The organism is Vibrio sp. (genome assembly GCF_047973365.1).
Classification (GTDB): Bacteria; Pseudomonadota; Gammaproteobacteria; order Enterobacterales; family Vibrionaceae; genus Vibrio.
In genome coordinates this window covers 20,494-42,338 of record NZ_JBKEBW010000027.1, presented here as the reverse complement: position 1 = coordinate 42,338, position 21,845 = coordinate 20,494, and the positions used below count along the sequence as shown (strand labels likewise).

The following is a 21,845-nucleotide window of genomic DNA, read 5'->3' as shown; positions in this document are numbered from 1 at the left end:
TTTGATTTTGGTTTGCTTATAGAACCATTTGTCTATAAAACCATTTGTTTATAGAACCATACGAACAATTTCGATATCGCCCAGTTCTTTGTACAAAGTTTCTACTTGTACAATAGATGTCGCCGTAATGGTTACTGAAACCGAGTGATAATTGCCTTTCGCACTAGGCTTAACTCGTGGGCTGTAATCGCCTGGAGCGTGGCGTTGAATCACTTCCAGAACGAGTTCTGGTAATTCAGGTTTAGCATGGCCCATCACCTTGTAGGTAAAAGAACAAGGGAACTCAAGCAGGTCTTTCAATTTTGCATCAGAGTTGATGGTCAACATATTGGAAACTCCAAGTTTGGCATTCGATTAAGCGGTGCGGAATAGTACAGCCTATCGAAGTGGATCTCAAGTGAACAAAAAAGCCGCTAAAAGCGGCTTTTTAAAACTAATCGCTTTGGTATTAGAACAAGCCTTTGAATAGTAGAACAATGTAGTCCCATAGACGGCTGAATAAGCTACCTTCATTCACATCTTCAAGAGCTAATAGTGGGTATTGCGCAACATCTTCGTTGTCTACTTGGTAGTAAAGCTTACCAACGACGTCACCTTTTTTAATTGGGGCTTTCAGCTCTTTTTCAAGTACAAAGCTTGCCGTTAAATTTTTCGCCTGACCGCGAGGAAGAGTTACATAGGTATCTTGGTCAACACCTAGCGCAAGGGTTGATTTGTCACCCATCCAAATTTGTTCTTCAACGAATGTTTCGCCTTTCTTATGAGGAGCAACGGTTTCAAAGAATCGGAAACCGTAACTCAGTAGCTTTTTGCTCTCTGATTTACGAGCATTCATATCCTTAGTGCCCATCACGACCGCGATTAGACGCATTTTGCCTTCAGTCGCTGAACTTACTAAGCTGTAACCTGCATTCGACGTGTGACCAGTTTTAATACCATCAACGTTCATGCTCTTATCCCATAACAGCCCGTTGCGGTTGTATTGAGTGATGCCGTTGTAAGTAAATTTCTGCTCAGAGTAAAGTGCGTATTCATCTGGAACATCACGAATCAGTGCTTGACCCAGTAGAGCCATATCGTGAGGCGTTGAATATAGGTTTGGATCATCTAAACCGTGTACGTTTGAGAAATGCGTGTTGGTCATTTTCAATGAACTTGCCCATGCATTCATTAAGTCAACGAAGGCATCTTCTGATCCGGCAATATGCTCAGCCATCGCGACACAAGCATCATTACCTGATTGAATAATGATACCGCGGTTAAGATCACTGACTTTTACTTTGGTGCCAACTTCGATAAACATCTTAGAGGAATCAGGGAAGTTCTTTGCCCAAGCATTTTTACTGATCACCACTTCATCATTAGGTGAAATATTGCCACGCGAAAGTTCTTGGCCGATAACGTAGCTTGTCATCATTTTAGTCAAACTTGCAGGAGACAGTTTAGTGTCCATCTCTTTTTCAGCCAGAATCTTACCTGAATGAAAATCCATCAGAACATAGCCATTAGCGGCGATCTGTGGTGCGTCTGGAATAACAATAGGAGCAGCTGCGGCTGTAAATGAGACAAGAGTAGAAAGCGCAGTCGATGACGCCAGAACAGAATTTAGAATCAATTTTTTCATGGTAAATGCGTGTTATTTAGTTGGTTGTGTATATCTTAACAGAAACGACTATTCAAGCCAGAGCCGATATGCTTTGGCTCGCCAGTCATTACTGTGCAACTTGGTACTTTTTAATAAATGCGGTTTCGTAACCTAGGGACTTTACACGCTCTAATGTTTCTTGAGTCAGCGTATAGTCAGTAAAAGGACCTAAAACAGCCCTATGGCTACCGTTATCACTATCAATAAAACTTTGCACCGATAAGCTTTGTCCCAAATTTTGCGATAAAGTTCGAACTCTTTCTTCATTTTGTGAAGAAGCGACCTGAATTATATACCTAGGGTCCGAGTTTTTAACTATGGTTGTCAGTGGTTTATTTACATTAATTACTTCAATCGCGACGTTTGCTGTACCAGTTTTTATTACATCTAATTTGTATGCAGCCGCATAGCTTAGATCAATAATCCGTCCAGAATGAAACGGACCTCGGTCGTTGACACGAACGATCGTCGTCTTATTGTTATCGAGATTCGTCACTTTTACATAGCTAGGAATAGGCAGTGTTTTATGTGCCGCACTCATTGAGTACATATCATAAATCTCGCCATTGGACGTAAGGTGTCCATGAAATTTTTTTCCATACCAAGATGCCTGACCTTGTTGTTTAAAACCTTCGGTGTTTTTGACTATCTGGTAGGTTTCCCCCCTCAGGGTGTAGTCCTTGTTGCCACCTCGGCTGTAAGGTTCATATTGGGGATGTGCATCTTCAATATGTTCAACAGAAATTGGAGAATTGGGTGCTACATCGTCTTTGATGTCATAGCGGTCACCAGAACTGGAACATCCGGCTAAGATCGTTAACAGCAGGAGCGGAAAAAAGAACGTTTTTAAATTCATTAAGTCGCCTTTGAAAATGCTTTTCTGTGCGTGTGAATAGACATTAGGATGCCAAAGCCAGCCAGCAAGGTAACCATTGATGTACCACCATAACTGATCAGAGGGAGAGGAACACCAACCACAGGCAGAATGCCACTCACCATACCAATATTCACAAATACGTATACAAAGAAGCTAAGAACAATACTGCCGGCCATCATACGACCAAACGCAGTTTGAGCATTGCTTGCCAAATAGAGACCTCGACCAATAATAAACAGATAAACGGATAGAAGCCCTAAGATGCCAATCATGCCCCATTCTTCGGCGATAACTGCAAAGATAAAGTCAGTATGTCGCTCAGGTAGAAATTCTAGTTGAGATTGAGTGCCATGTAGCCAACCTTTGCCTGAAATCCCGCCAGAGCCGATAGCGATTTTACTTTGGATGATGTGATAACCGGCACCTAGTGGGTCTGACTCAGGGTTAAACAGTGTACGAACACGAGTTTTTTGATATTCCCGCATCAGAAAGAACCAGAGCACAGGGATAAATGCGCCCACGCCTACCGTTGCAGCTATAATGATTTTCCAACTGATGCCGGCAAGGAAAATAACGAAAATACCGGAAGCGGCAATCAGAATGGAGGTTCCTAAATCTGGTTGCTTAGCAATCAAAATAGTTGGCACGAGTACCATTACGATTGATGCTATAAGTGTTGGGAAGTTAGAAGGAAGCGGGCGCTTACCTACATAACGAGCAATCATCAAAGGTACCGCCAGTTTTAGTAGTTCTGAGGGCTGAAAACGTACAAAACCAAGGTTTAGCCAGCGCTGTGCACCTTTGGAGGATTCGCCAAAAAACAGCACACCAAGCAGCAAAACAATACCGGCGAAGTACAGCAAGGGAGCGAGACTTTCATAAGTTCTGGGTGAAATCTGTGCTAAGCCAATCATAACGGTTAATGCCAAAACCATACGCATCGCCTGACGATCCATCATTTCCATGCTTTGACCGCTAGCGCTGTACATCACCATAAGAGCAAAGCCAAACACGGCCAAAATGCCGATCAGCAGCGGTAGATCGATATGAAGCCTTTCAAATAGAGCTCGACTTTGTCCAGTGGAAGGATCCAGTTTCATTACTCTTCGCCCTCTGTATCACCCAATATGATGTGGTCAAAAATACTTCTAACCACTGGCGCTCCATTGCTTGAACCGCCACCTGCGTTTTCTAATACTATCGTGACAATCGCTTTTGGATTATCGACGGGAGCGAAGCCTGTAAATAATGCATGGTCGCGTAAGTGTTCGGCTAGTTCATCAGCGTTATATTCTTGTCCTTCCGCTAAGCCGAATACCTGAGCCGTACCTGACTTACCTGCACTTTTGTATTTTAGGCCTTGGAAAGCACGCCTAGCAGTCCCTTTCTTACCATGGTTAACCAGATACATACCTTCGATTGCCATATCCCAATATTTCTTAGGAACACCAGTAATTGGAGGATAACTGACGTATTCTGCTTCTTTCTGATGGTCAAATTCTTCGCCGTTGTTGATGGTTGAACGTAACAAATGTGGCGCCAGAACTTCACCGTGATGAACAAGCACGGAGGTTGCTTTGGCAAGCTGCATTGGGGTTGCTGTCCAGTAGCCTTGACCGATACCAACAGGGATAGTATCGCCCTGATACCAAGGTGTGCGGTGGCGAGACATTTTCCATTCGCGAGTTGGCATGTTGGCTTTACTCTCTTCGTAAATATCGATACCGGTGTAGTCTCCGAAACCGAAACGCATCATCCAATCAGATAAGCGATCGATACCCATATCGTAAGCAATTTGATAGAAGAAGGTATCCACTGATTCTTCCAGAGCTTTGATGATATCCACTTTACCGTGTCCCCAGCGCAGCCAGTCGCGAAATGGGCGAGTGGTCGAGTTCGGGATTTTCCAAAAGCCAGGGTCATTACGGGTGGTGTTAGGTGTAATGACCGCTTCTTTCAACGCTGAAACCGCAATGAAAGGTTTTACGGTAGAGCCCGGAGGATAAATACCTAGCGTTGTACGGTTAACCAGAGGACGATTCTTATCGTTTAATAGATTGCTGTAATCTTTACCTGAGATGCCGTGTACGAAGGCGTTAGGATCGTAGCTAGGGCTTGAAACCATCGCCAAAATGCCGTTGTCTTTGGGATCAAGCACAACCGCTGAGCCACGTCGACCATCCAACAGTTTGTGCACATAGAGCTGCAAGTCGATATCCAGGTTAAGAACGATATCTTTGCCGGGAACTGGTGGAACATACTTCAGAGTGCGGATTATACGGCCACGACTGTTCACTTCGACTTCTTGATAGCCTGCGGTGCCGTGTAGTGTACTTTCGTAATAACGTTCAATACCCAGTTTGCCGATATCACGTGTTGCTTGGTAGTTGGCAACTTGCTCGTCTCTTTCAAGACGTTCAATATCTTTATCATTGATACGCGAGACGTAGCCAATAACGTGAGTAAGTACTTCGCCGTAAGGGTAGTAGCGCTTTAAGCTCGCGGTAACCGTTACACCAGGGAATTTGTGTTGTTGAACCGAGAATTTAGCCACCTCAGTTTCGCTGAGCTGTGTCAGCAATGGAACTGAGTTAAATCGGCGAGAATGCCGGCGTTCTTTATCAAATGTGGCGATTTTTTCCGGTGTGATTTCTAGAAATTCTTGCAAACGAGCAATGGTTGCATCGATATCTTTCACTTGCTCTGGCGTGATCTCTAAGTTAAACACAGGACGGTTTTCTGCTAATAAGCGCCCATTTCTATCGTAGATTAAGCCGCGGTTAGGCGCGATGGGAACCACTTTAATGCGGTTGTCGTTAGAACGAGTTTTATAGTCTTGATATTGATTGATCTGAATATTGTATAAATTCGCGACCAGTATCCCCATCAAGAACACTATGCCAACAAAAGAGACCACAGCACGGCTTTTGAAAAGCCGTGCCTCAGCGATGTAATCTCGAAACGGGTTACTCTTACGTAACATCGATGCCTATTCTCGGTGGTATGGATGGTTGGCAGTAATACTCCACGCCCGATATAAGCTTTCGGCCATGACGACGCGAACTAACGGATGTGGCAAAGTCAAAGGTGATAAAGACCAACTTTGCTCAGCGGCAGCTTTACAGGCTGGTGATAAACCTTCTGGTCCACCAATCAAAATGGAGACGTCGCGCGCATCTAGCTTCCAACTTTCGAGCTGACCAGCTAGCTCTTCTGTATCCCATCGTTTACCCGGAATATCGAGAGTCACAATTCTGTTGCCTTTTGGTACGGCCGCTAACATCGCTTCGCCTTCCTTTTGCAATATTCTTGCAATATCAGCATTTTTGCCTCGTTTGCCCGCTGGAATTTCAATTAATTCGAGTGGCATGTCGTGAGGGAAGCGGCGGCGGTATTCTTGAAAGCCTTCTTCAACCCATTTCGGCATTTTAGTACCTACGGCAATAAGCTGAATTTTCACATTAGCTCCAAAGTTTCTCTAATTGGTACATTTCACGCTGTTCTTCTTGCATGACGTGCACCATGGTTGTCCCCATATCAACCACCACCCATTCACCTTCGTTTTCACCATCCATACCTAGTGGATCAAAGCCGACTTTCTTGGCTTCACTCGCAACATGGTCAGCAATAGATGAAACGTGACGCTTTGAAGTTCCGGTACAAATGATCATGTAATCCGTCACACTTGATTTTCCTTGTACGTCTAAAGTGATGATATCAACGGCTTTCATGTCGTCAACTTTGTCTGCAAGAAAGGTATTCAATTCTTCGCGTTGCAATGGGTATTCCTCTGAAATGGTCTATTGGTACAAATTTAAATATTAAGGCGTGCAGTATAACACTGTTTAAACTGGCAAAGGGACGTTTGCTTGAGGCACAGTAAATTCGATGCTTATTTGATGAAGAAGTGGCCAACAAGGCTGCTCGTATTGAGTTTTAGCCAGGACTTCCGTTTGAGCAAGTAATTTAATGAGTTGTTGCAATTGTTTAACAGACAGGCGTTGCAGAGCTGCTGAATAGAGTGGTCGCCTATTTTGCCATACTCGGTATTTATCAAATATCGCACTCAATCCCATGACATTCAGTTGCTGCTTCATTTGTACTAGTTGAAAAAGCTCTTTTTGTATGGTTCTCATTAAGATGATAGGTTCAACGGCTTCTGCTTCAAGCTGACGCAACACTCTTTGTGCGCGATTAGCTTTGCCCTCTAGTAGAGCATCCATCCAATGAAATGGGGTGAAATGGTTGTGTCTATCTAACGACTCTTGCAAACGGACAAGCGTCAATTGTCCGTCCGGGTAATTGAGAGCCAGTTTCTGCAAACTTTGCATCAAGGCAAACAGATTACCTTCATGCCATTGTGCCAACATTTGAACTGCTTCTGCATCGGGAGTAAGCCCTAACTTACGGCAACGTGTCATCACAAACTGAGGTAATCTGGATATGTCCGGTGTTAAACAGTTAACCAAACAACCATGAGTGATAAGCGCTTTAAACCAGGCTGCGTTCTCCTGAGCTTTAGTGAGCTTATTACCTATCACGATCAGAATTATATCGGGATTGAGGTAGTCAGCCACGGTAGCCAAAGCTTTTGATAAAGCGGCGTTAAGCCCGGCCTCAGCAATCTCTAATACGATGATCTGTCTGCTGCAAAATAGGCTTAAAGATTGGCAGCAATCATAAACTTGATTCCAATCTAAACCGTTATCGACGGTGAAATGATGTTTTTCTTCGAAGCCTTTACTTCGGGCTGCAATTTCTATCGCTTTGACAGACTCTTGAGTCAGCAAAGGCTCACCACCGAAGATGAGATAAACCGGCAATAACGATTTCTGGATGGAATCAGCGAGTTTATCGGCATAAATTCTCATGATGGTTACTACTCAGTTTCCACTTGCGCTGATGGCTCTTGGTGAGTTTCGATAGTATCGATGAGGTATGATTGGTCGCTGTTGTCGCTCTTCGCCACTTCTTCGTCGACGGTTTCATCCATCGTACCTGCTTGAATCGAAGCTTTCAGGCGCGCCATTTGACGGACAATTTGTGTGGCAGCAAGCTTGCGCATCTCGTCTTCCATCATATCTCGCTCTACAGACTTGGCTAATGCTGTTAATGGGTTGTCAAGATAGCTGCGAGTTACGCTGGTTGAAAATGTTTTAGTGCCAACTTCAGGAATTGTTACGCGATATGAAGCTCTTAGTGTGAGCTCTTTTTCCGCAGCGCGAGTGGTTTGATATAGTGACAAGGTCCGCTCGCTGGTACCTTCACTGATCAAGTGGATATTGGGTACATCATCAGCCGGTCTTACCAACTCAATTTCGTTCATGCGTAGTTGACGAGTAACAATTCGGGTGAAAGTGCTGTACTGGTCGTAGCTGGTGATAGAAAGTTTACTGAGTTCATCGGGTACATCGTAGTCGCCGCGCAGATGAAAACCACACGCACTTAAGAGAGTCGCGGAGAGGAAAACCAGTGACCATTTTAGTAAAGATGAAGATGTAAAACGCATGGCATTATTATTCTCGTTAGATTACTTATGTTAGAACACAAAGGTTTATGTTCTAACATAAGTAAACAGGGCGCTAAGCCCTGTTTACAGACAACACAAGTACGAATTAGTTCGCTACGATATTCAGCAGCTTACCAGGAACGTAGATAACTTTACGTACAGTTAAACCTTCAGTAAATTTCACGACGTTTTCGTCACTCAGACCAAGCTCTTCAACTTGCTCTTTGCTTGCATCAGCGGACACGGTTAGTTTACCGCGCAGTTTACCGTTTACTTGAACAACGATCAGTTTCTCATCTTCCACTAACGCTGCTTCGTCGAACGTTGGCCATGATGCTCTATCAATATCTGACTCGCCAAGAGCATTCCACATTTCAAAACAGATGTGTGGTGCGATTGGGTAAAGCATTAGCGTAATCGCTTTGACCGCTTCATCCAAAATTGCACGATCTTGTTCTGACTCTTGTGGCGCTTTTGTCAGCTTGTTCATCAGTTCCATGATCGCTGCAATTGCGGTGTTGAACGTTTGGCGACGAGCGATATCATCGGTGACTTTGGCAATTGTTTTATGAACATCACGACGAAGTGCTTTTTGGTTAGCAGTTAGTGCGCTTGCATCAACAGCTACAGAAACACCTTTCGATGAATGCTCACGAGCCAGTTTCCAAACACGTTTTAGGAAGCGGTTAGCACCTTCAACGCCAGATTCTTGCCATTCCAGAGTCATGTCTGCTGGAGAAGCAAACATCATGAATAGACGTACGGTATCTGCGCCGTACTTATCAACCATCTCTTGAGGGTCGATACCGTTGTTTTTCGACTTAGACATTTTGATCATGCCTGAGTGTTCAACGCTGCGACCTTGGTTGTCTACTGCTGAAGTAATGTTACCTTTACCGTCACGTTCAACTTTCACTTCAGTTGGTGAGATCCACTCTTTTGTGCCTTTCTCGTTAGTCAGGAAGAACGCATCAGCCAGTACCATGCCTTGGCAAAGTAGCTGCTTGAATGGCTCGTCAGACGTTACATAGCCCGCATCACGTAGCAGTTTGTGGAAGAAACGAGAGTACAACAGGTGCATACACGCGTGTTCAATGCCACCGATGTATTGGTCTACTGGTAACCAGTAGTTGGCTTTTTCTGGATCTAGAATGTCATCAGCTTGTGGGGAACAGTAACGAGCGTAATACCAAGAAGACTCCATGAACGTATCGAAGGTATCGGTTTCACGTAGTGCTGGTTCACCGTTAAAAGTGGTTTTTGCCCACTCTTTATCCGCTTTAATCGGACTGGTTACGCCATCCATTGTTACATCTTCAGGCAAAATGACAGGTAATTGATCCGCCGGTACTGGATGAACCTGACCATCTTCAGTGGTTACCATTGGAATTGGTGCACCCCAGTAACGTTGACGAGAGACACCCCAGTCACGTAGGCGGAAGTTTACGGTTTTAGTGCCTTTGCCTTCAGTTGCCAATTTTGCAGAGATAGCATCGAATGCGGCTTGGAATTCAAGTCCATCAAACTCACCTGAATTGAACAGTACACCTTTTTCAGTGTATGCGGCTTCAGAGATATCCAGCTCGCTGCCATCAAGAGGTTTGATGACAGGAACGATATCTAAACCGTACTTAGTGGCGAACTCATAGTCACGTTGGTCGTGAGCAGGTACCGCCATTACCGCACCTGTACCGTAGTCCATCAGTACGAAGTTTGCTACGTAAACAGGAACTTCACGACCGTTTAATGGATGAATCGCAGTAAGGCCTGTTGCCATGCCTTTCTTTTCCATCGTCGCGATTTCTGCTTCTGCAACTTTAGTGTTCTTACATTCATCAATGAAAGTTGCCAGCGCTGGGTTAGTTGCAGCAGCTTTCGTTGCCAGAGGGTGACCAGCAGCGATAGCGACATAGGTTACGCCCATCAGTGTGTCTGGACGAGTGGTGTACACTTCGAGATCTTGAGCTTCGCTTTTCACTTGGAACTTTAGCTCAACGCCTTCAGAGCGACCAATCCAGTTACGTTGCATGGTTTTCACCATTTCTGGCCAACCATCAAGCTTGTCTAAATCGTCTAGTAGCTCTTGAGCGTATGCGGTGATTTTAATAAACCACTGTGGAATTTCTTTTTGTTCAACTGGAGTATCACAACGCCAGCAACAACCATCTTCTACCTGTTCGTTAGCCAAAACGGTTTGGTCGTTTGGACACCAGTTTACTGAAGAGGTTTTTTTGTAAACTAAGCCTTTCTCGTAAAGCTTAGTGAAAAATTCTTGTTCCCAACGGTAGTACTCAGGACGACAAGTTGCGAATTCGCGATTCCAGTCATAGCCAAAACCCAACAATTTAAGCTGGTTTTTCATGTATTCGATGTTTTCGTATGTCCAAGGCGCTGGCGCTGTCTTGTTTTTTACTGCAGCATTTTCTGCTGGCAGGCCGAACGCATCCCAACCGATTGGCTGCATAACGTTCTTGCCTTGTAAACGCTGGAAGCGAGAAACCACATCACCGATAGTGTAGTTACGAACGTGACCCATGTGCAGTCGGCCACTAGGGTATGGAAACATAGACAGACAGTAGAATTTTTCTTTATTTGGGTCTTCACTTACAACGAAAGTCTTGTTGTTATCCCAGTGTTGTTGAACTTTTTGTTCAATATCTTGCGGGTTGTATTGCTCTTGCATCGATGATATCCGGTTCTCTTGGAATTTGTGAGTTCAGTTTGAACAGACTCTTTTAGATCGACATAGAATACATAAAGCAGCACAGCACAACAATAGCCAATCCGATTTGAAAGAGAGGTCTTATGCCAAAACAAAAATCTGGTTATGAAGCATTACTGAAAGATGTCGTTGAAACTCTCAAGCATAGCCGTGAGGAAGTTAGCCATATTGTCGAAACTTCTGGCAAAATTGTCAATGCGGCTAATGATTTAACTAAAGATGAATTATCTCTTATTTCTGAATATGTTAAGTCAGATTTGAAGGAATTCGCTGAAAGTTACGAAGAGAGCAAAAGTGGTCCATTTTATCTGATGATTGCAGACTCTATATGGCAAGGATTGCTCGATATTACTGACAGAACCAAAGTGGAATGGGTTGAATTGTTTCAAGATCTTGAACATCAAGGTTTGTATCAGGCTGGCGATATGATTGGACTCGGAACGCTAGTGTGTGAAAATTGTGGCCACAAGGTGGAGTACAACCATCCATCAGAAGTTGCGCCATGTATTCACTGTGGAAACAAAGTGTTTGGGCGTTTGCCTCTCAAACCTTAGTGAGCCTTGCGTCTTGAGGTGATAGAACAAAAGAGCCCGAGGGCTCTTTTGATGTTTAATCATACCAACCTGAATAAAAAGATGATCAAATTCAATATTGGTGAAATAGCGAATGGGCATCGAACACAAACACGCATGAATTCGTCCCTGAAGCTCCGCCGAGCCATCCATGGCTCGGTGGGTTTGCTTATCGAAACCCATTCACTGATCAGTTAATTTTCCAGATTGGTATTAACCACGATGTTTTCGCTGGAGAATCAACCCTAAGACGAGTCCAAACAGCACCCACAAGTACAGCGGCCAACTACCCAAGTTATGGTAAGGTGTTTGTCCACGAGTTGGGATAACCTCCGCTTTAAGCACTCCCGTTTCAAACTGAGGGATCTGCTTGATGATGTTGCCTCGGTAGTCAGTCACTGCGGTTACACCATTGTTAGTGGAGCGAACGACGGGCTTGCCCATTTCCAGCGCCCTCATTCGAGCGATTTCCATATGTTGCAATGGACCAATGGATTTACCAAACCAAGCGTCGTTAGAAAGCGTTAGAATAAAATCCGTATCTTCATTGACGTTTTCTCGCACTTGTTCGTTGAAAATAATTTCATAGCATAATGCGGAAGCGAACTTATGACCGTTAACGTCGATGTTCGGCTGAATATAACTACCACGGCTAAATGAAGACATAGGTAAGTTAAAAAATGGCGCTATCGGCCTGAGTAGACTTTCAAATGGCACAAACTCACCAAACGGAAGCAGGTGGTGTTTGTTATAGCGTCTTGCTGTCTCATACTGATATGCAGAGTCATTGGTTCCACCGAGAGCTAACACACTGTTAAAGAAAGCTTTGTTTTCATCTTGATTAAGAATGCCAAGGATAATGCCGCTGTGATTAGCACGAGCAAGTTCATCAAGGCTCTTCAAATAGGAAGGCAGTTCGTATTCAAAAGCGGGTACGGCGGCTTCTGGCCAAATGATAATGTCAGTGTCCCAATTTTCTCTGCTAAGATCCGTGTACTTCATTATGGTCGGCCAGCGATGTGAAGGTACCCATTTCAGTGCTTGTTCAATATTGCCTTGAATTAAGGCAACCTTAGTTGAACGATCGGCTTGTGGTGTGACCCAATGCGCAGAGCGTAAACCGTATCCAGTGGCAAAGATAACCGCAGGAATTAGCAGCAAAGACCAAGATTTATTGATAAGCGAATACGCCAAACAGCCAGAGCACACCAAAACAAGTAGTGTCAGAAGCTCTACGCCACCAAGGGGAGCAAAGTTAGCAAGTGGGCTTTCGATTTGACTATATCCTAACCACAACCAAGGGAAGCCTGTCATTACCCATCCGCGTAACCAATCACAGATTAACCAGAGAATAGGAGCAGCAAGCAGCAGTCGGGTTCGGTTGTTGACTGGGAAATAACGATTAGTCAACCAACCAAATAACGCAGGATAGACCGCTAGGTAAGCGATCAATAACACCATTAAGAACATACTGGCGAGTTTTGGCATGCCACCAAAGCTGTCAATACTGACATAAACCCAGCTTACTCCCGTCGCAAATTGTCCTAGCCCCCAACAATAGCCTGTCCATGCACCTTGTTTTGCGGATTGCTTATGCATCAGAAGGAGTAAAATCGCAGGACTAATAAAGGCGAGCGGCCATATTTGATAAGGGGCGAAGGATAGGGTAGTGAGAGCGCCAACAAAAGCGGCCGCAAGCGACCGCATCAGGCGATGAGTAAAGTTATTATTCATCTGCTACTTTTAATAGACTCTTAGTTGGTAAGAGACAAAAAGAATTATTCTTCAGTAAGTTCAGGCATCGATTCCATATCCGGAATGGTGACCTGAAGTTGGATAACCCGACGGCTATCAGCAGCGGTGACTTTAAAGCTGTAGTGACCAATTTCAACCACTTCACCTCGGTTAGGCAAATGGCCAAAGGCAGTCATAACCATACCACCAACGGTATCGACTTCTTCATCACTAAACTGTGTTTTGAACGTCTCGTTAAAATCGTCGATAGTCGTAAGCGCTTTTACAGCATAGGTATGCTTGCTAAGCTTACGAATCTCTAATTGTTCTTCGTCATCAGTCTCGTCTTCTATTTCGCCGACAATCTCTTCCAGAATGTCTTCGATGGTTACAAGACCTGACACACCGCCAAATTCATCAACGACAATCGCCATATGATAACGCTCTTCGCGGAACTCCTTCAGTAAACGGTCTACTCGCTTGCTCTCGGGCACAACCACTGCTGGGCGTATCACCTCTTCAATGTTAAAGGGAGTACTATTGGAACCTAAATACTTAAGTAAGTCCTTCGCTAGCAGAACGCCTTCTACATGGTCTTTATCTTCGCTGATCACCGGGTAACGGGAGTGCTGTGCATCGGTAATAAGTGCAATCAAGGTATCCAAATCATCGGTACGTGAAATGGTGACCATTTGAGAGCGAGGGATCATAATATCTCTGACTCGCATCTCTGAAATTTCCATAACACCTTCGAGCATATCGCGGGTGTCGTGGTCAATTAAGTCGTTTACTTCAGAGTCGCGAATCACATCTACCAGTTCCTGGCGATCTTTCGGCTCTCCCTGAAATAGTTGACTCAGGCGTTCAAAGAAGGACTTTCTACACGGACCTTCAGACTTTTCTTTTTTACCTTCGTTAGAAGGGGGCGAACTGTCTTCCATTATTTCTCTAATTATTAACGCTACCAAAGTGTGGTAACTCACAAACAAAGATAAGGTCATATACCCTTCCTACTTGAAGCTGCAGCGCTTTAATGTTTTGGTATGGGGGCTGCGCTCGCTCACCCCAATCACATAGCTTATCTATGCTCATGGGGATTCGCTCACTTGCCGCCTACCTGCAACTTCAAGTAGTTTGAGTATATATGACCCTATCTTTACATTTTTTCTGCCAAATAAGGGTCTTCAAAACCTAATTTTTGCATTAATTCAGTTTCGAGTGACTCCATCTCTTCAGCTTCGTCATCTTCGATATGGTCATAACCTAACAGATGAAGGCTGCCATGTACAACCATATGCGCCCAATGTGCCAACAGAGGTTTATTCTGTTCACCGGTTTCTTGTTCAACAACTTGGCGACAGATGACCAAATCACCCAGTAGATCCAGTTCCATTCCCGGAGGCGCTTCGAAGGGGAAGGAGAGAACATTGGTCGGTTTATCTTTACCACGATAATCCATGTTAAGCTGGTGGCTCTCTTGCGTATCGACGATGCGAATGGTCACTTCAGCCTGTTCCTGAAATGGCGTGATTGCTGCGGCTAACCAAGCAGCGAAGTTCTCTTCACTTGGTAAGCCGTTTTCATCTTCAACGGCTAATTGTAAATCGAGTTCAATGCTCATTATTGATCAGACTCTTTAATTGATGCGCTAAGCTCTTCTTTTTGCAATTCGAGTAATTTTGCTTCTCGTTCATCTCTGCGACGCTTTTCATACTCTTTGCGTTCTTTTTGATCTTGCGCTTCCCATTTCTCATAGGCATTCACGATACGAGCAACAACAGGGTGGCGAACAACATCATCGGCAATAAAGAAGTTAAAACTGATTTCTTCTACTTCGCTTAACACTTCAACTGCATGGCGAAGTCCAGATTTCGCACCACGAGGTAAGTCGATCTGAGTAACGTCACCGGTGATCACTGCGCGCGAGTTGAAGCCGATACGAGTCAGGAACATTTTCATCTGTTCAACAGTGGTGTTCTGGCTTTCATCAAGAATGATAAACGCATCATTCAAAGTACGACCACGCATATAGGCAAGCGGTGCGACTTCAATCACATTACGTTCGATAAGCTTTTCTACGCGTTCAAAACCAAGCATTTCAAACAGCGCATCGTAAAGAGGACGCAAATAAGGATCGACTTTCTGGCTTAGATCGCCTGGTAAGAAGCCGAGTTTTTCACCAGCTTCAACAGCAGGACGAGTAAGCAGGATACGGCGAATTTCTTGACGCTCTAAGGCATCAACGGCCGCTGCTACCGCAAGGTAAGTTTTACCAGTACCCGCCGGACCAATACCAAATGTGATGTCATGAGTGACCATGTTCATCAAGTACTGCGCTTGGTTTGGAGTGCGAGGTTTAATCACGCCTTTCTTGGTTTTCACAAACACTTCTTTGCCGTGAGTAAATTCTTCAGCGACGTCTGTGTTTTGTTCTAACACGCCCGATTCTTTAATCGCGAGGTGAATTTGTTCCGGTTCAATATCTGGAATTTCACCACGAACAGGCGCGGTATCAACATAAAGAGATTTGATGATATCAAGTGCTGCTGCCGTCGTATGAGGTTTACCTACAATGGTAAAAAACTGGCTGCGGTGATTAATTTCAACGCCTAAACGACGTTCTAAATGCTTGATATTGTCATCGAAAGGACCGCATAAACTGGCAAGTCGGCGGTTATCTGAAGGTTCGAGATTGATCTCTAGGGTAACAATTTTATTGCTCAAATTAGCCTCTCAGTATGGTCATATCAAGGTGTCCGAATTCGACCGGACACCTTATGACTGTTAAAGCTTATGGAGTAAACGTCGCTACTCCTAGCTCATCTTCACGTTTTGTTTTTGCCATCATTTCAGATGGAGAAGTCACAACACGAAGGTTCATTTCTTTTTCTGTACGGATCAGTTCACCACGAAGTGAGTTCGGGAATACATCAACGATTTTCACGTCAACGAATTGACCGATTAAATCTGGTGAGCCTTCAAAGTTTACAACACGGTTGTTTTCTGTACGACCACGAAGTTCCATTAGATTCTTCTTAGAAGTACCTTCAACCAGAATACGCTGCTCTGTACCCATCATTAAACGAGAATAGCGCATTGCTTGCGAATTGATCTGTTGTTGTAGCTCATATAAGCGATCTTTTTTCTCTTGCTCAGTCAGATCACATGGGTAATCTGCTGCTGGTGTACCAGGGCGAGGTGAAAAAATAAAGCTAAAGCTCATGTCAAAATCAACGTCACGAATCAGTTTCATTGTGTCTTGGAAGTCTTTATCTGTTTCGCCCGGGAAAGCCACAATGAAGTCAGAACTGATCTGAATATCAGGGCGAGCTTTACGTAGCTTACGAATAATAGACTTGTACTCAATCGCTGTGTGCGGACGCTTCATCATAGTTAAAATCCGGTCACTACCACTTTGTACGGGTAGATGAAGGAAGCTTACCAGCTCTGGAGTATCTTCATAAACCGCAATGATGTCGTCAGTAAACTCAAGTGGATGGCTAGTTGTAAAGCGAATTCGGTCGATACCATCAATAGTTGCGACCAGGCGCAACAGTTCAGCAAAAGAGCAGATGGTGCCGTCATGCATAGGACCGCGGTATGCGTTAACGTTTTGACCTAATAGGTTGACTTCGCGAACACCTTGCTCTGCAAGCTGTGCAATTTCAAACAGTACGTCGTCCATAGGACGGCTAACTTCTTCACCGCGAGTGTAGGGTACAACACAGTATGTGCAGTACTTAGAACAGCCTTCCATGATGGATACGAAAGCGGTTGGCCCTTCCGCGCGAGGCTCTGGAAGTCGGTCGAATTTTTCGATCTCAGGGAAAGAAATATCCATAACTGGAGCCTTGTCAGTACGAGATTGTTTAATCATCTCTGGCAAACGATGTAGCGTTTGTGGACCAAAAATCACGTCAACGAAAGGTGCTCGTTCGCGAATGTGGTCGCCTTCTTGAGTTGCCACACAGCCACCGACGCCGATCACCACGCCTTCTTTTTTATCTTTTAGCGTTTTCCAACGACCAAGTTGGTGGAAAACTTTCTCTTGTGCTTTTTCACGAATCGAACAGGTGTTGAGTAAAAGTACGTCTGCTTCTTCTGGATCTTCAGTCAGCTCATAGCCGTTAGCAGCGTTAAGCAGGTCGGCCATTTTTGATGAATCGTATTCATTCATCTGGCAACCCCAGGTTTTAATTAGCAGTTTCTTACTCATTTTCACTTTCGCTCGTGTTAATTCTTAAATAAATCTTGAATGCGACAGGGTTTGTTAACCGTTTGTGCTCAAATTATAGCCACCGTCTCGGCGGCAAGCCGCGTATTGTACTGCTTTAGAAACTCACTGACTAGTAATTGGATGAAATCTCTTAAATCCAGAATTCGTTTAAAACTATGGTCACATCTGGCTTTTCACCCTGTTAAGTCTAAGGTTTTGTGATAAAAACGTTCGCAAAAAAAGTGCTGTTCCGTACAATAAGCGACGTTAACGAATAGAGATAATAGTTGGAAAGATGAACGATTTTGACATTGTTGTTATCGGTGGTGGCATGGTGGGTGCTGCAACGGCGATTGGCTTTGCAAAGCAAGGACGAAGAGTCGCCGTTGTAGAAGGTGCAAAGCCGTATGCGTTTGAGCCTTCTCAAGCGATGGACGTTCGTATTTCAGCTATCTCGCAGACTTCCGTTAATTTACTGGATTCACTGGGCGCTTGGCAAAGTATCGAGCAGATGCGTATCTGCCCATATCGTCGTCTGGAAACCTGGGAACACCCTGAATGCCGAACTCGTTTCTCTGCTCAATCATTAAGGTTAGAACAGCTAGGCTATATGGTTGAGAATCGAATCATTCAGTTGGGATTATGGGGCTGTATGGAAGCGTACTCAAACATTACCTTGTTTTGTCCTGATAAGTTATCGAGCATCCAGTTTGCGGATAGAAATTCCGTTGAACTGTACTCAGGAACGACATTGACCTGTGATTGGGTAATTGGTGCAGATGGGGCCAATTCGCAAGTGCGTGCCAGTGCCAATATTGGCGTTACCGCTTGGGATTATCGTCAACACTGCATGTTAATCAATGTTGAAACTGAAAAGTCACAACAAGATATTACTTGGCAGCAGTTTTTCCCATCAGGCCCTCGTTCATTTTTACCATTGAATGGCAATCAGGCTTCTTTGGTCTGGTATGACTCTCCAAGTCGCATAAAACAATTAAGCATGATGACAAATGAACAACTGAGACTGGAAATTCTTAGTCACTTCCCACAAGAGCTAGGAGATATTAAAGTGCTGCAAACAGGCTCTTTCCCACTGACGCGTCGTCATGCTCAGACTTACGTAAAGAATCATTGTGTCTTAGTAGGCGACTCAGCGCATACCATCAACCCGTTAGCGGGGCAGGGCGTTAACTTGGGTTTCAAGGATGTCGCCACACTACTGGATTGTACCAATACTTTAGAAGAGTTATCGACAGGTGCGTTTTGCCGTTATGAACGTAAAAGAAGACCTGATAATTTGTTGATGCAGACGGGAATGGATTTCTTTTATAAGGCGTTTAGCAATGACATAACACCGCTCAAGTTTGCTCGCAATGCTGCATTAAAACTGGCGGAACAGGCGGGTCCAGCTAAAGAACAGGTATTGCGTTACGCGTTAGGTTTGTAGTCGATATAAATTCACTGTAGTCGGCATTTATACCACTCTGGAAAACTTTCTGATCAGTGAATGGGTGTCGATAAGCAAACCCTCCGAGCCATGGATGGCTCGGCGTAGCCCCATGGAAGGGTTCATGCGTGTTTGCGTTCGATGCCCATTTACTGTTACATGGATGCTCAATCTGATCACAAATTTATTTAGAATAGTATTAAATACCCAATACAGGATACAAAAAAACGCTGCACTGGGCAGCGTTTTTAGATTCAACGAACTAACTATTTCTCTTTCGAGTTATTTATTTTCTCGCGAGTTATTTAGTTACACGAAGAACGGCAGTTTCACCAACAGAAACAGTACCAGAAAGCTTGTTCAGCTCTTTGATTTCGTCCATGTTAGAAATAACAACTGGAGTTAGCGTCGATTTTGCTTTTTCTTCGAGTAGAGCTAGATCGAATTCAATGACAGTGTCACCCACTTTCACTGATTGACCTTCTTCAGCGATACGTTTGAAGCCTTCGCCTTTTAGTTCTACTGTATCGATACCGAAGTGAACGAATAGCTCAACGCCGTCGTCAGACTCGATAGAGAACGCGTGGTTAGTTTCGAAAATCTTACCGATAGTACCATTTACTGGCGCAACCATTTTGTTACCAGATGGTTTGATAGCGATACCGTCGCCAACGATTTTTTCAGCAAACACGACATCTGGCACATCTTCGATATTTACGATCTCACCAGAAAGTGGTGCGATAATTTCAATTGCACCAGCGTCAGCGCTGTCATCAGAGACTAGCTTTTTCAGTTTGTCAAACAGACCCATTGTGTCATGCTCCTAACGTTTTAAAATATTCAGTCGAAGTATAGTATACCAATCAAAAACAATAGACGACTACTTTTAGTCGTCTAAATCATTGGTATTCACAGATTATTGTGTTTTTTCTGCAATGAATTTTTCAACACATGCTTCGATTTCAGCGGCCGTTGGTAGAGAAAGCGCTTCCTCTGCCATTGCTTTCACTTCTGCGAAGTTAGAGTTGCGAACAACCTTCTTCACTTTAGGGATAGAAATACCGCTCATTGAGAACTCATCTAAGCCCATACCGAGTAGAAGAAGTGTTGCACGCTCATCACCTGCTAATTCACCACACATACCCGTCCATTTACCTTCTGCGTGTGATGCATCAATAACTTGTTTGATAACAGTCAGCACTGCTGGAGATAGCGGATTGTAGAGGTGAGAAATCATTTCGTTACCACGGTCTACTGCAAGAGTATACTGAGTCAAATCGTTGGTACCGATAGAGAAGAATGACACTTCTTTTGCTAGGTGGTGTGCAATTGCTGCAGCAGCAGGTGTTTCAACCATGACACCGATTTCGATGTTTTCATCGAACGCCAGACCTTCTTCGCGAAGTTCAGCTTTGTATTCTTCAATCGCTTCTTTAAGTGCACGGATTTCTTCAACAGAGATAATCATCGGGAACATGATACGTAGTTTACCGTGTGCTGATGCACGTAGGATACCGCGTAACTGGTCACGTAGAATTTCACGACGATCTAAGCTGATACGTACTGCGCGCCAGCCTAGGAATGGGTTCATCTCTTTTGGTAGATCCATGTATGGCAGATCTTTGTCACCGCCGATATCCATAGTACGGATAATAACCGCTTGACCTTCCATTGCTTCTGCAACTTCTTTGTAAGCTTGGTATTGCTCTTCTTCCGTTGGTAGTGCAGTACGATCCATAAATAGGAATTCAGTACGGTACAGACCAACACCTTCACCGCCGTTGCGTAGGATACCGTCACAGTCTTTCACTGTACCGATGTTACCGCATACTTCAACACGATGGCCGTCCAGAGTTTCAGCGTGAAGATCTTTAAGTTTTGCTAGCTCTTCTTTTTCTGCAAGGAATGCTTGTTGTACTTGTTCGGCTTCAGCCAGTTGTGCTGCGGTTGGATTAACAAAAACTTTGTTGTTAATCGCATCAAGCACCAACATATCGCCATTTTTTACTTTTTTGGTGATATTGTTAGTACCAACAATCGCAGGTAGTTCAAGAGAGCGCGCCATGATTGAAGTATGAGATGTACGACCACCAATATCACAAGCGAAACCAAGCACATAATTAAGATTGATTTGTGCTGTTTCAGATGGAGTTAGGTCGTTAGCCACGAGAATCACTTGTTCATTGATGTTCGCAAGTGAAACAACGTTGATGCCTAATGCGTTTTTAACGAAACGAGAACCGATATCGCGGATATCTGTTGCACGTTCTTTTAGATACTCGTCATCAAGAGATTCTAAAGCGGCTGCTTGCTCTTCGATAACAGAATAAATTGCGTTATCCGCTGACAACTTATCGTTTTTGATGAGTGCTAAAATTTCTTCTTCTAGCTCTTCATCTTCAAGCAACATGATGTGGCCTTCAAAGATGGCTTCTTTTTCTTCACCAAACGTTTCAAGCGCTTTTTGCTTGATGACTTCTAACTGTGCAGAAGATTTGTTGCGAGCGTCATAAAAACGAGCAACTTCGGCTTCTACCTGATCGTCAGAAATGGTGTTTGTATTTAGGACAATTTCATCTTCTTGAAGTAGTAGTGCTTTACCGATAGCAATACCTGGAGATGCTAGGATACCTGAAATCATAGCTTTACCTTAAATTGGTCAACTGTAAACGGGAGATAAATGGACGCAGGTGCTAAAGATATTTTTAGCTTATTCTTTGGATAATATCCAACAAAGCCACTTTACTTACGTAAAATGGCTTTGAATAGGAATAGACCTGATTAGTGAAGTTGGTCCATCAGTGCTACTAGGTGGTCAACAGCTTGTTGAGCTTGAGGACCTTCTGCAGAGATAGTTACTACAGTACCTTTAACAAGGCCTAGTGTTTGAAGCTTAAATAGGCTCTTTGCACTAGCACTTTTGCCGTTAGAAGTTACAGTGATATCCGCATCGAAAGCTTTCGCTTCTTTTACGAATTGTGCTGCTGGACGAGTGTGAAGACCGTTTTCTGCAGTAATTTCTACTTTCTTCTCGTACATGTGATATACCCCAATAATTTATTTTTTGTAAGTTTATTAACCAGTTTTAGCTTAACCGTAGAACTACGATTCTGCTAGCAGAGT

20 protein-coding genes are annotated in these 21,845 nt (G+C 44.0%); 2 read left to right on the top strand and 18 right to left on the bottom strand.

Annotated elements, in window-relative coordinates:
* Positions 1-48: 48 nt before the first annotated feature.
* The 10 genes from ybeD to leuS form a co-directional block, all read right to left on the bottom strand.
* Positions 49-327 carry a DUF493 family protein YbeD gene (ybeD, locus tag ACK5MF_RS04680; protein WP_102940236.1) on the bottom strand — a complete coding sequence of 93 codons (279 nt, stop codon included), beginning with the start codon at positions 325-327 and terminating at the stop codon, positions 49-51.
* A gap of 121 nt (positions 328-448) precedes the next feature.
* A complete protein-coding gene (locus ACK5MF_RS04675; protein WP_416919839.1) occupies positions 449-1,624 on the bottom strand; it encodes a serine hydrolase in 1,176 nt (391 codons plus the stop codon).
* Positions 1,625-1,712: 88 nt separating this feature from the next.
* Positions 1,713-2,501, bottom strand: coding sequence for a septal ring lytic transglycosylase RlpA family protein (locus ACK5MF_RS04670; RefSeq protein WP_416919837.1), 789 nt, complete (start codon positions 2,499-2,501; stop codon positions 1,713-1,715).
* Positions 2,501-3,622: a rod shape-determining protein RodA gene (gene rodA, locus ACK5MF_RS04665; protein WP_416919835.1), complete on the bottom strand. Its 1,122-nt coding sequence runs from the start codon at positions 3,620-3,622 to the stop codon at positions 2,501-2,503. The genes ACK5MF_RS04670 and rodA overlap by 1 nt, the downstream gene beginning before the upstream one ends.
* Entirely contained in the window at positions 3,622-5,505 is a 1,884-nt protein-coding gene (mrdA, locus tag ACK5MF_RS04660) for a penicillin-binding protein 2 (RefSeq protein ID WP_416919833.1), read from the bottom strand. Before mrdA ends, rodA begins: the two co-directional genes overlap by 1 nt.
* 6 nt (positions 5,506-5,511) lie before the next feature.
* Positions 5,512-5,982 (bottom strand): 23S rRNA (pseudouridine(1915)-N(3))-methyltransferase RlmH, encoded by a 471-nt coding sequence (rlmH, locus tag ACK5MF_RS04655; RefSeq protein ID WP_416919831.1) that lies wholly within the window; start codon positions 5,980-5,982, stop codon positions 5,512-5,514.
* 1 nt (position 5,983) lies between these two features.
* Positions 5,984-6,301: a ribosome silencing factor gene (rsfS, locus tag ACK5MF_RS04650; protein ID WP_416919829.1), complete on the bottom strand. Its 318-nt coding sequence runs from the start codon at positions 6,299-6,301 to the stop codon at positions 5,984-5,986.
* Between the two features lie 66 nt (positions 6,302-6,367).
* Positions 6,368-7,393: a DNA polymerase III subunit delta gene (gene holA / locus ACK5MF_RS04645; protein WP_416919827.1), complete on the bottom strand. Its 1,026-nt coding sequence runs from the start codon at positions 7,391-7,393 to the stop codon at positions 6,368-6,370.
* A gap of 8 nt (positions 7,394-7,401) precedes the next feature.
* Entirely contained in the window at positions 7,402-8,031 is a 630-nt protein-coding gene (lptE, locus tag ACK5MF_RS04640) for an LPS assembly lipoprotein LptE (protein ID WP_416919825.1), read from the bottom strand.
* Positions 8,032-8,137: 106 nt separating this feature from the next.
* Positions 8,138-10,714 (bottom strand): leucine--tRNA ligase, encoded by a 2,577-nt coding sequence (gene leuS / locus ACK5MF_RS04635; protein WP_416919823.1) that lies wholly within the window; start codon positions 10,712-10,714, stop codon positions 8,138-8,140.
* Positions 10,715-10,836: 122 nt separating this feature from the next.
* Between leuS and ACK5MF_RS04630 the strand changes: the two genes are divergently transcribed.
* Positions 10,837-11,307: a zinc ribbon-containing protein gene (locus ACK5MF_RS04630; protein ID WP_416919821.1), complete on the top strand. Its 471-nt coding sequence runs from the start codon at positions 10,837-10,839 to the stop codon at positions 11,305-11,307.
* Between the two features lie 231 nt (positions 11,308-11,538).
* Here ACK5MF_RS04630 and lnt read toward each other — a convergent pair whose 3' ends face one another.
* The 5 genes from lnt to miaB form a co-directional block, all read right to left on the bottom strand.
* Positions 11,539-13,059: an apolipoprotein N-acyltransferase gene (gene lnt, locus ACK5MF_RS04625; protein ID WP_416919819.1), complete on the bottom strand. Its 1,521-nt coding sequence runs from the start codon at positions 13,057-13,059 to the stop codon at positions 11,539-11,541.
* Between the two features lie 44 nt (positions 13,060-13,103).
* On the bottom strand, positions 13,104-14,003 hold the full coding sequence (gene corC / locus ACK5MF_RS04620; protein WP_416919915.1) for a CNNM family magnesium/cobalt transport protein CorC: 900 nt from the start codon (positions 14,001-14,003) through the stop codon (positions 13,104-13,106).
* Positions 14,004-14,215: 212 nt separating this feature from the next.
* Complete coding sequence (gene ybeY, locus ACK5MF_RS04615; RefSeq protein WP_416919817.1) at positions 14,216-14,680, bottom strand: rRNA maturation RNase YbeY; 465 nt, start codon at positions 14,678-14,680, stop codon at positions 14,216-14,218.
* On the bottom strand, positions 14,680-15,783 hold the full coding sequence (locus tag ACK5MF_RS04610) for a PhoH family protein (protein ID WP_416919816.1): 1,104 nt from the start codon (positions 15,781-15,783) through the stop codon (positions 14,680-14,682). The genes ybeY and ACK5MF_RS04610 overlap by 1 nt, the downstream gene beginning before the upstream one ends.
* Before the next feature lie 67 nt (positions 15,784-15,850).
* Complete coding sequence (gene miaB / locus ACK5MF_RS04605) at positions 15,851-17,275, bottom strand: tRNA (N6-isopentenyl adenosine(37)-C2)-methylthiotransferase MiaB (RefSeq protein ID WP_416919814.1); 1,425 nt, start codon at positions 17,273-17,275, stop codon at positions 15,851-15,853.
* A 295-nt stretch (positions 17,276-17,570) separates the two neighbouring features.
* Between miaB and ACK5MF_RS04600 the strand changes: the two genes are divergently transcribed.
* The gene (locus ACK5MF_RS04600; protein ID WP_416919812.1) at positions 17,571-18,722 is read left to right on the top strand and encodes a 2-octaprenyl-3-methyl-6-methoxy-1,4-benzoquinol hydroxylase; all 1,152 of its coding nucleotides are present in this window, start codon (positions 17,571-17,573) and stop codon (positions 18,720-18,722) included.
* Positions 18,723-19,023: 301 nt separating this feature from the next.
* Here ACK5MF_RS04600 and crr read toward each other — a convergent pair whose 3' ends face one another.
* The 3 genes from crr to ACK5MF_RS04585 all read right to left on the bottom strand — a co-directional run bounded on the left by crr (position 19,024) and on the right by ACK5MF_RS04585 (position 21,761).
* Entirely contained in the window at positions 19,024-19,533 is a 510-nt protein-coding gene (gene crr, locus ACK5MF_RS04595) for a PTS glucose transporter subunit IIA (RefSeq protein ID WP_416919810.1), read from the bottom strand.
* Between the two features lie 105 nt (positions 19,534-19,638).
* Positions 19,639-21,363, bottom strand: coding sequence for a phosphoenolpyruvate-protein phosphotransferase PtsI (gene ptsI / locus ACK5MF_RS04590; protein ID WP_416919808.1), 1,725 nt, complete (start codon positions 21,361-21,363; stop codon positions 19,639-19,641).
* A gap of 140 nt (positions 21,364-21,503) precedes the next feature.
* On the bottom strand, positions 21,504-21,761 hold the full coding sequence (locus tag ACK5MF_RS04585) for an HPr family phosphocarrier protein (protein ID WP_102940220.1): 258 nt from the start codon (positions 21,759-21,761) through the stop codon (positions 21,504-21,506).
* Positions 21,762-21,845: the final 84 nt, after the last annotated feature.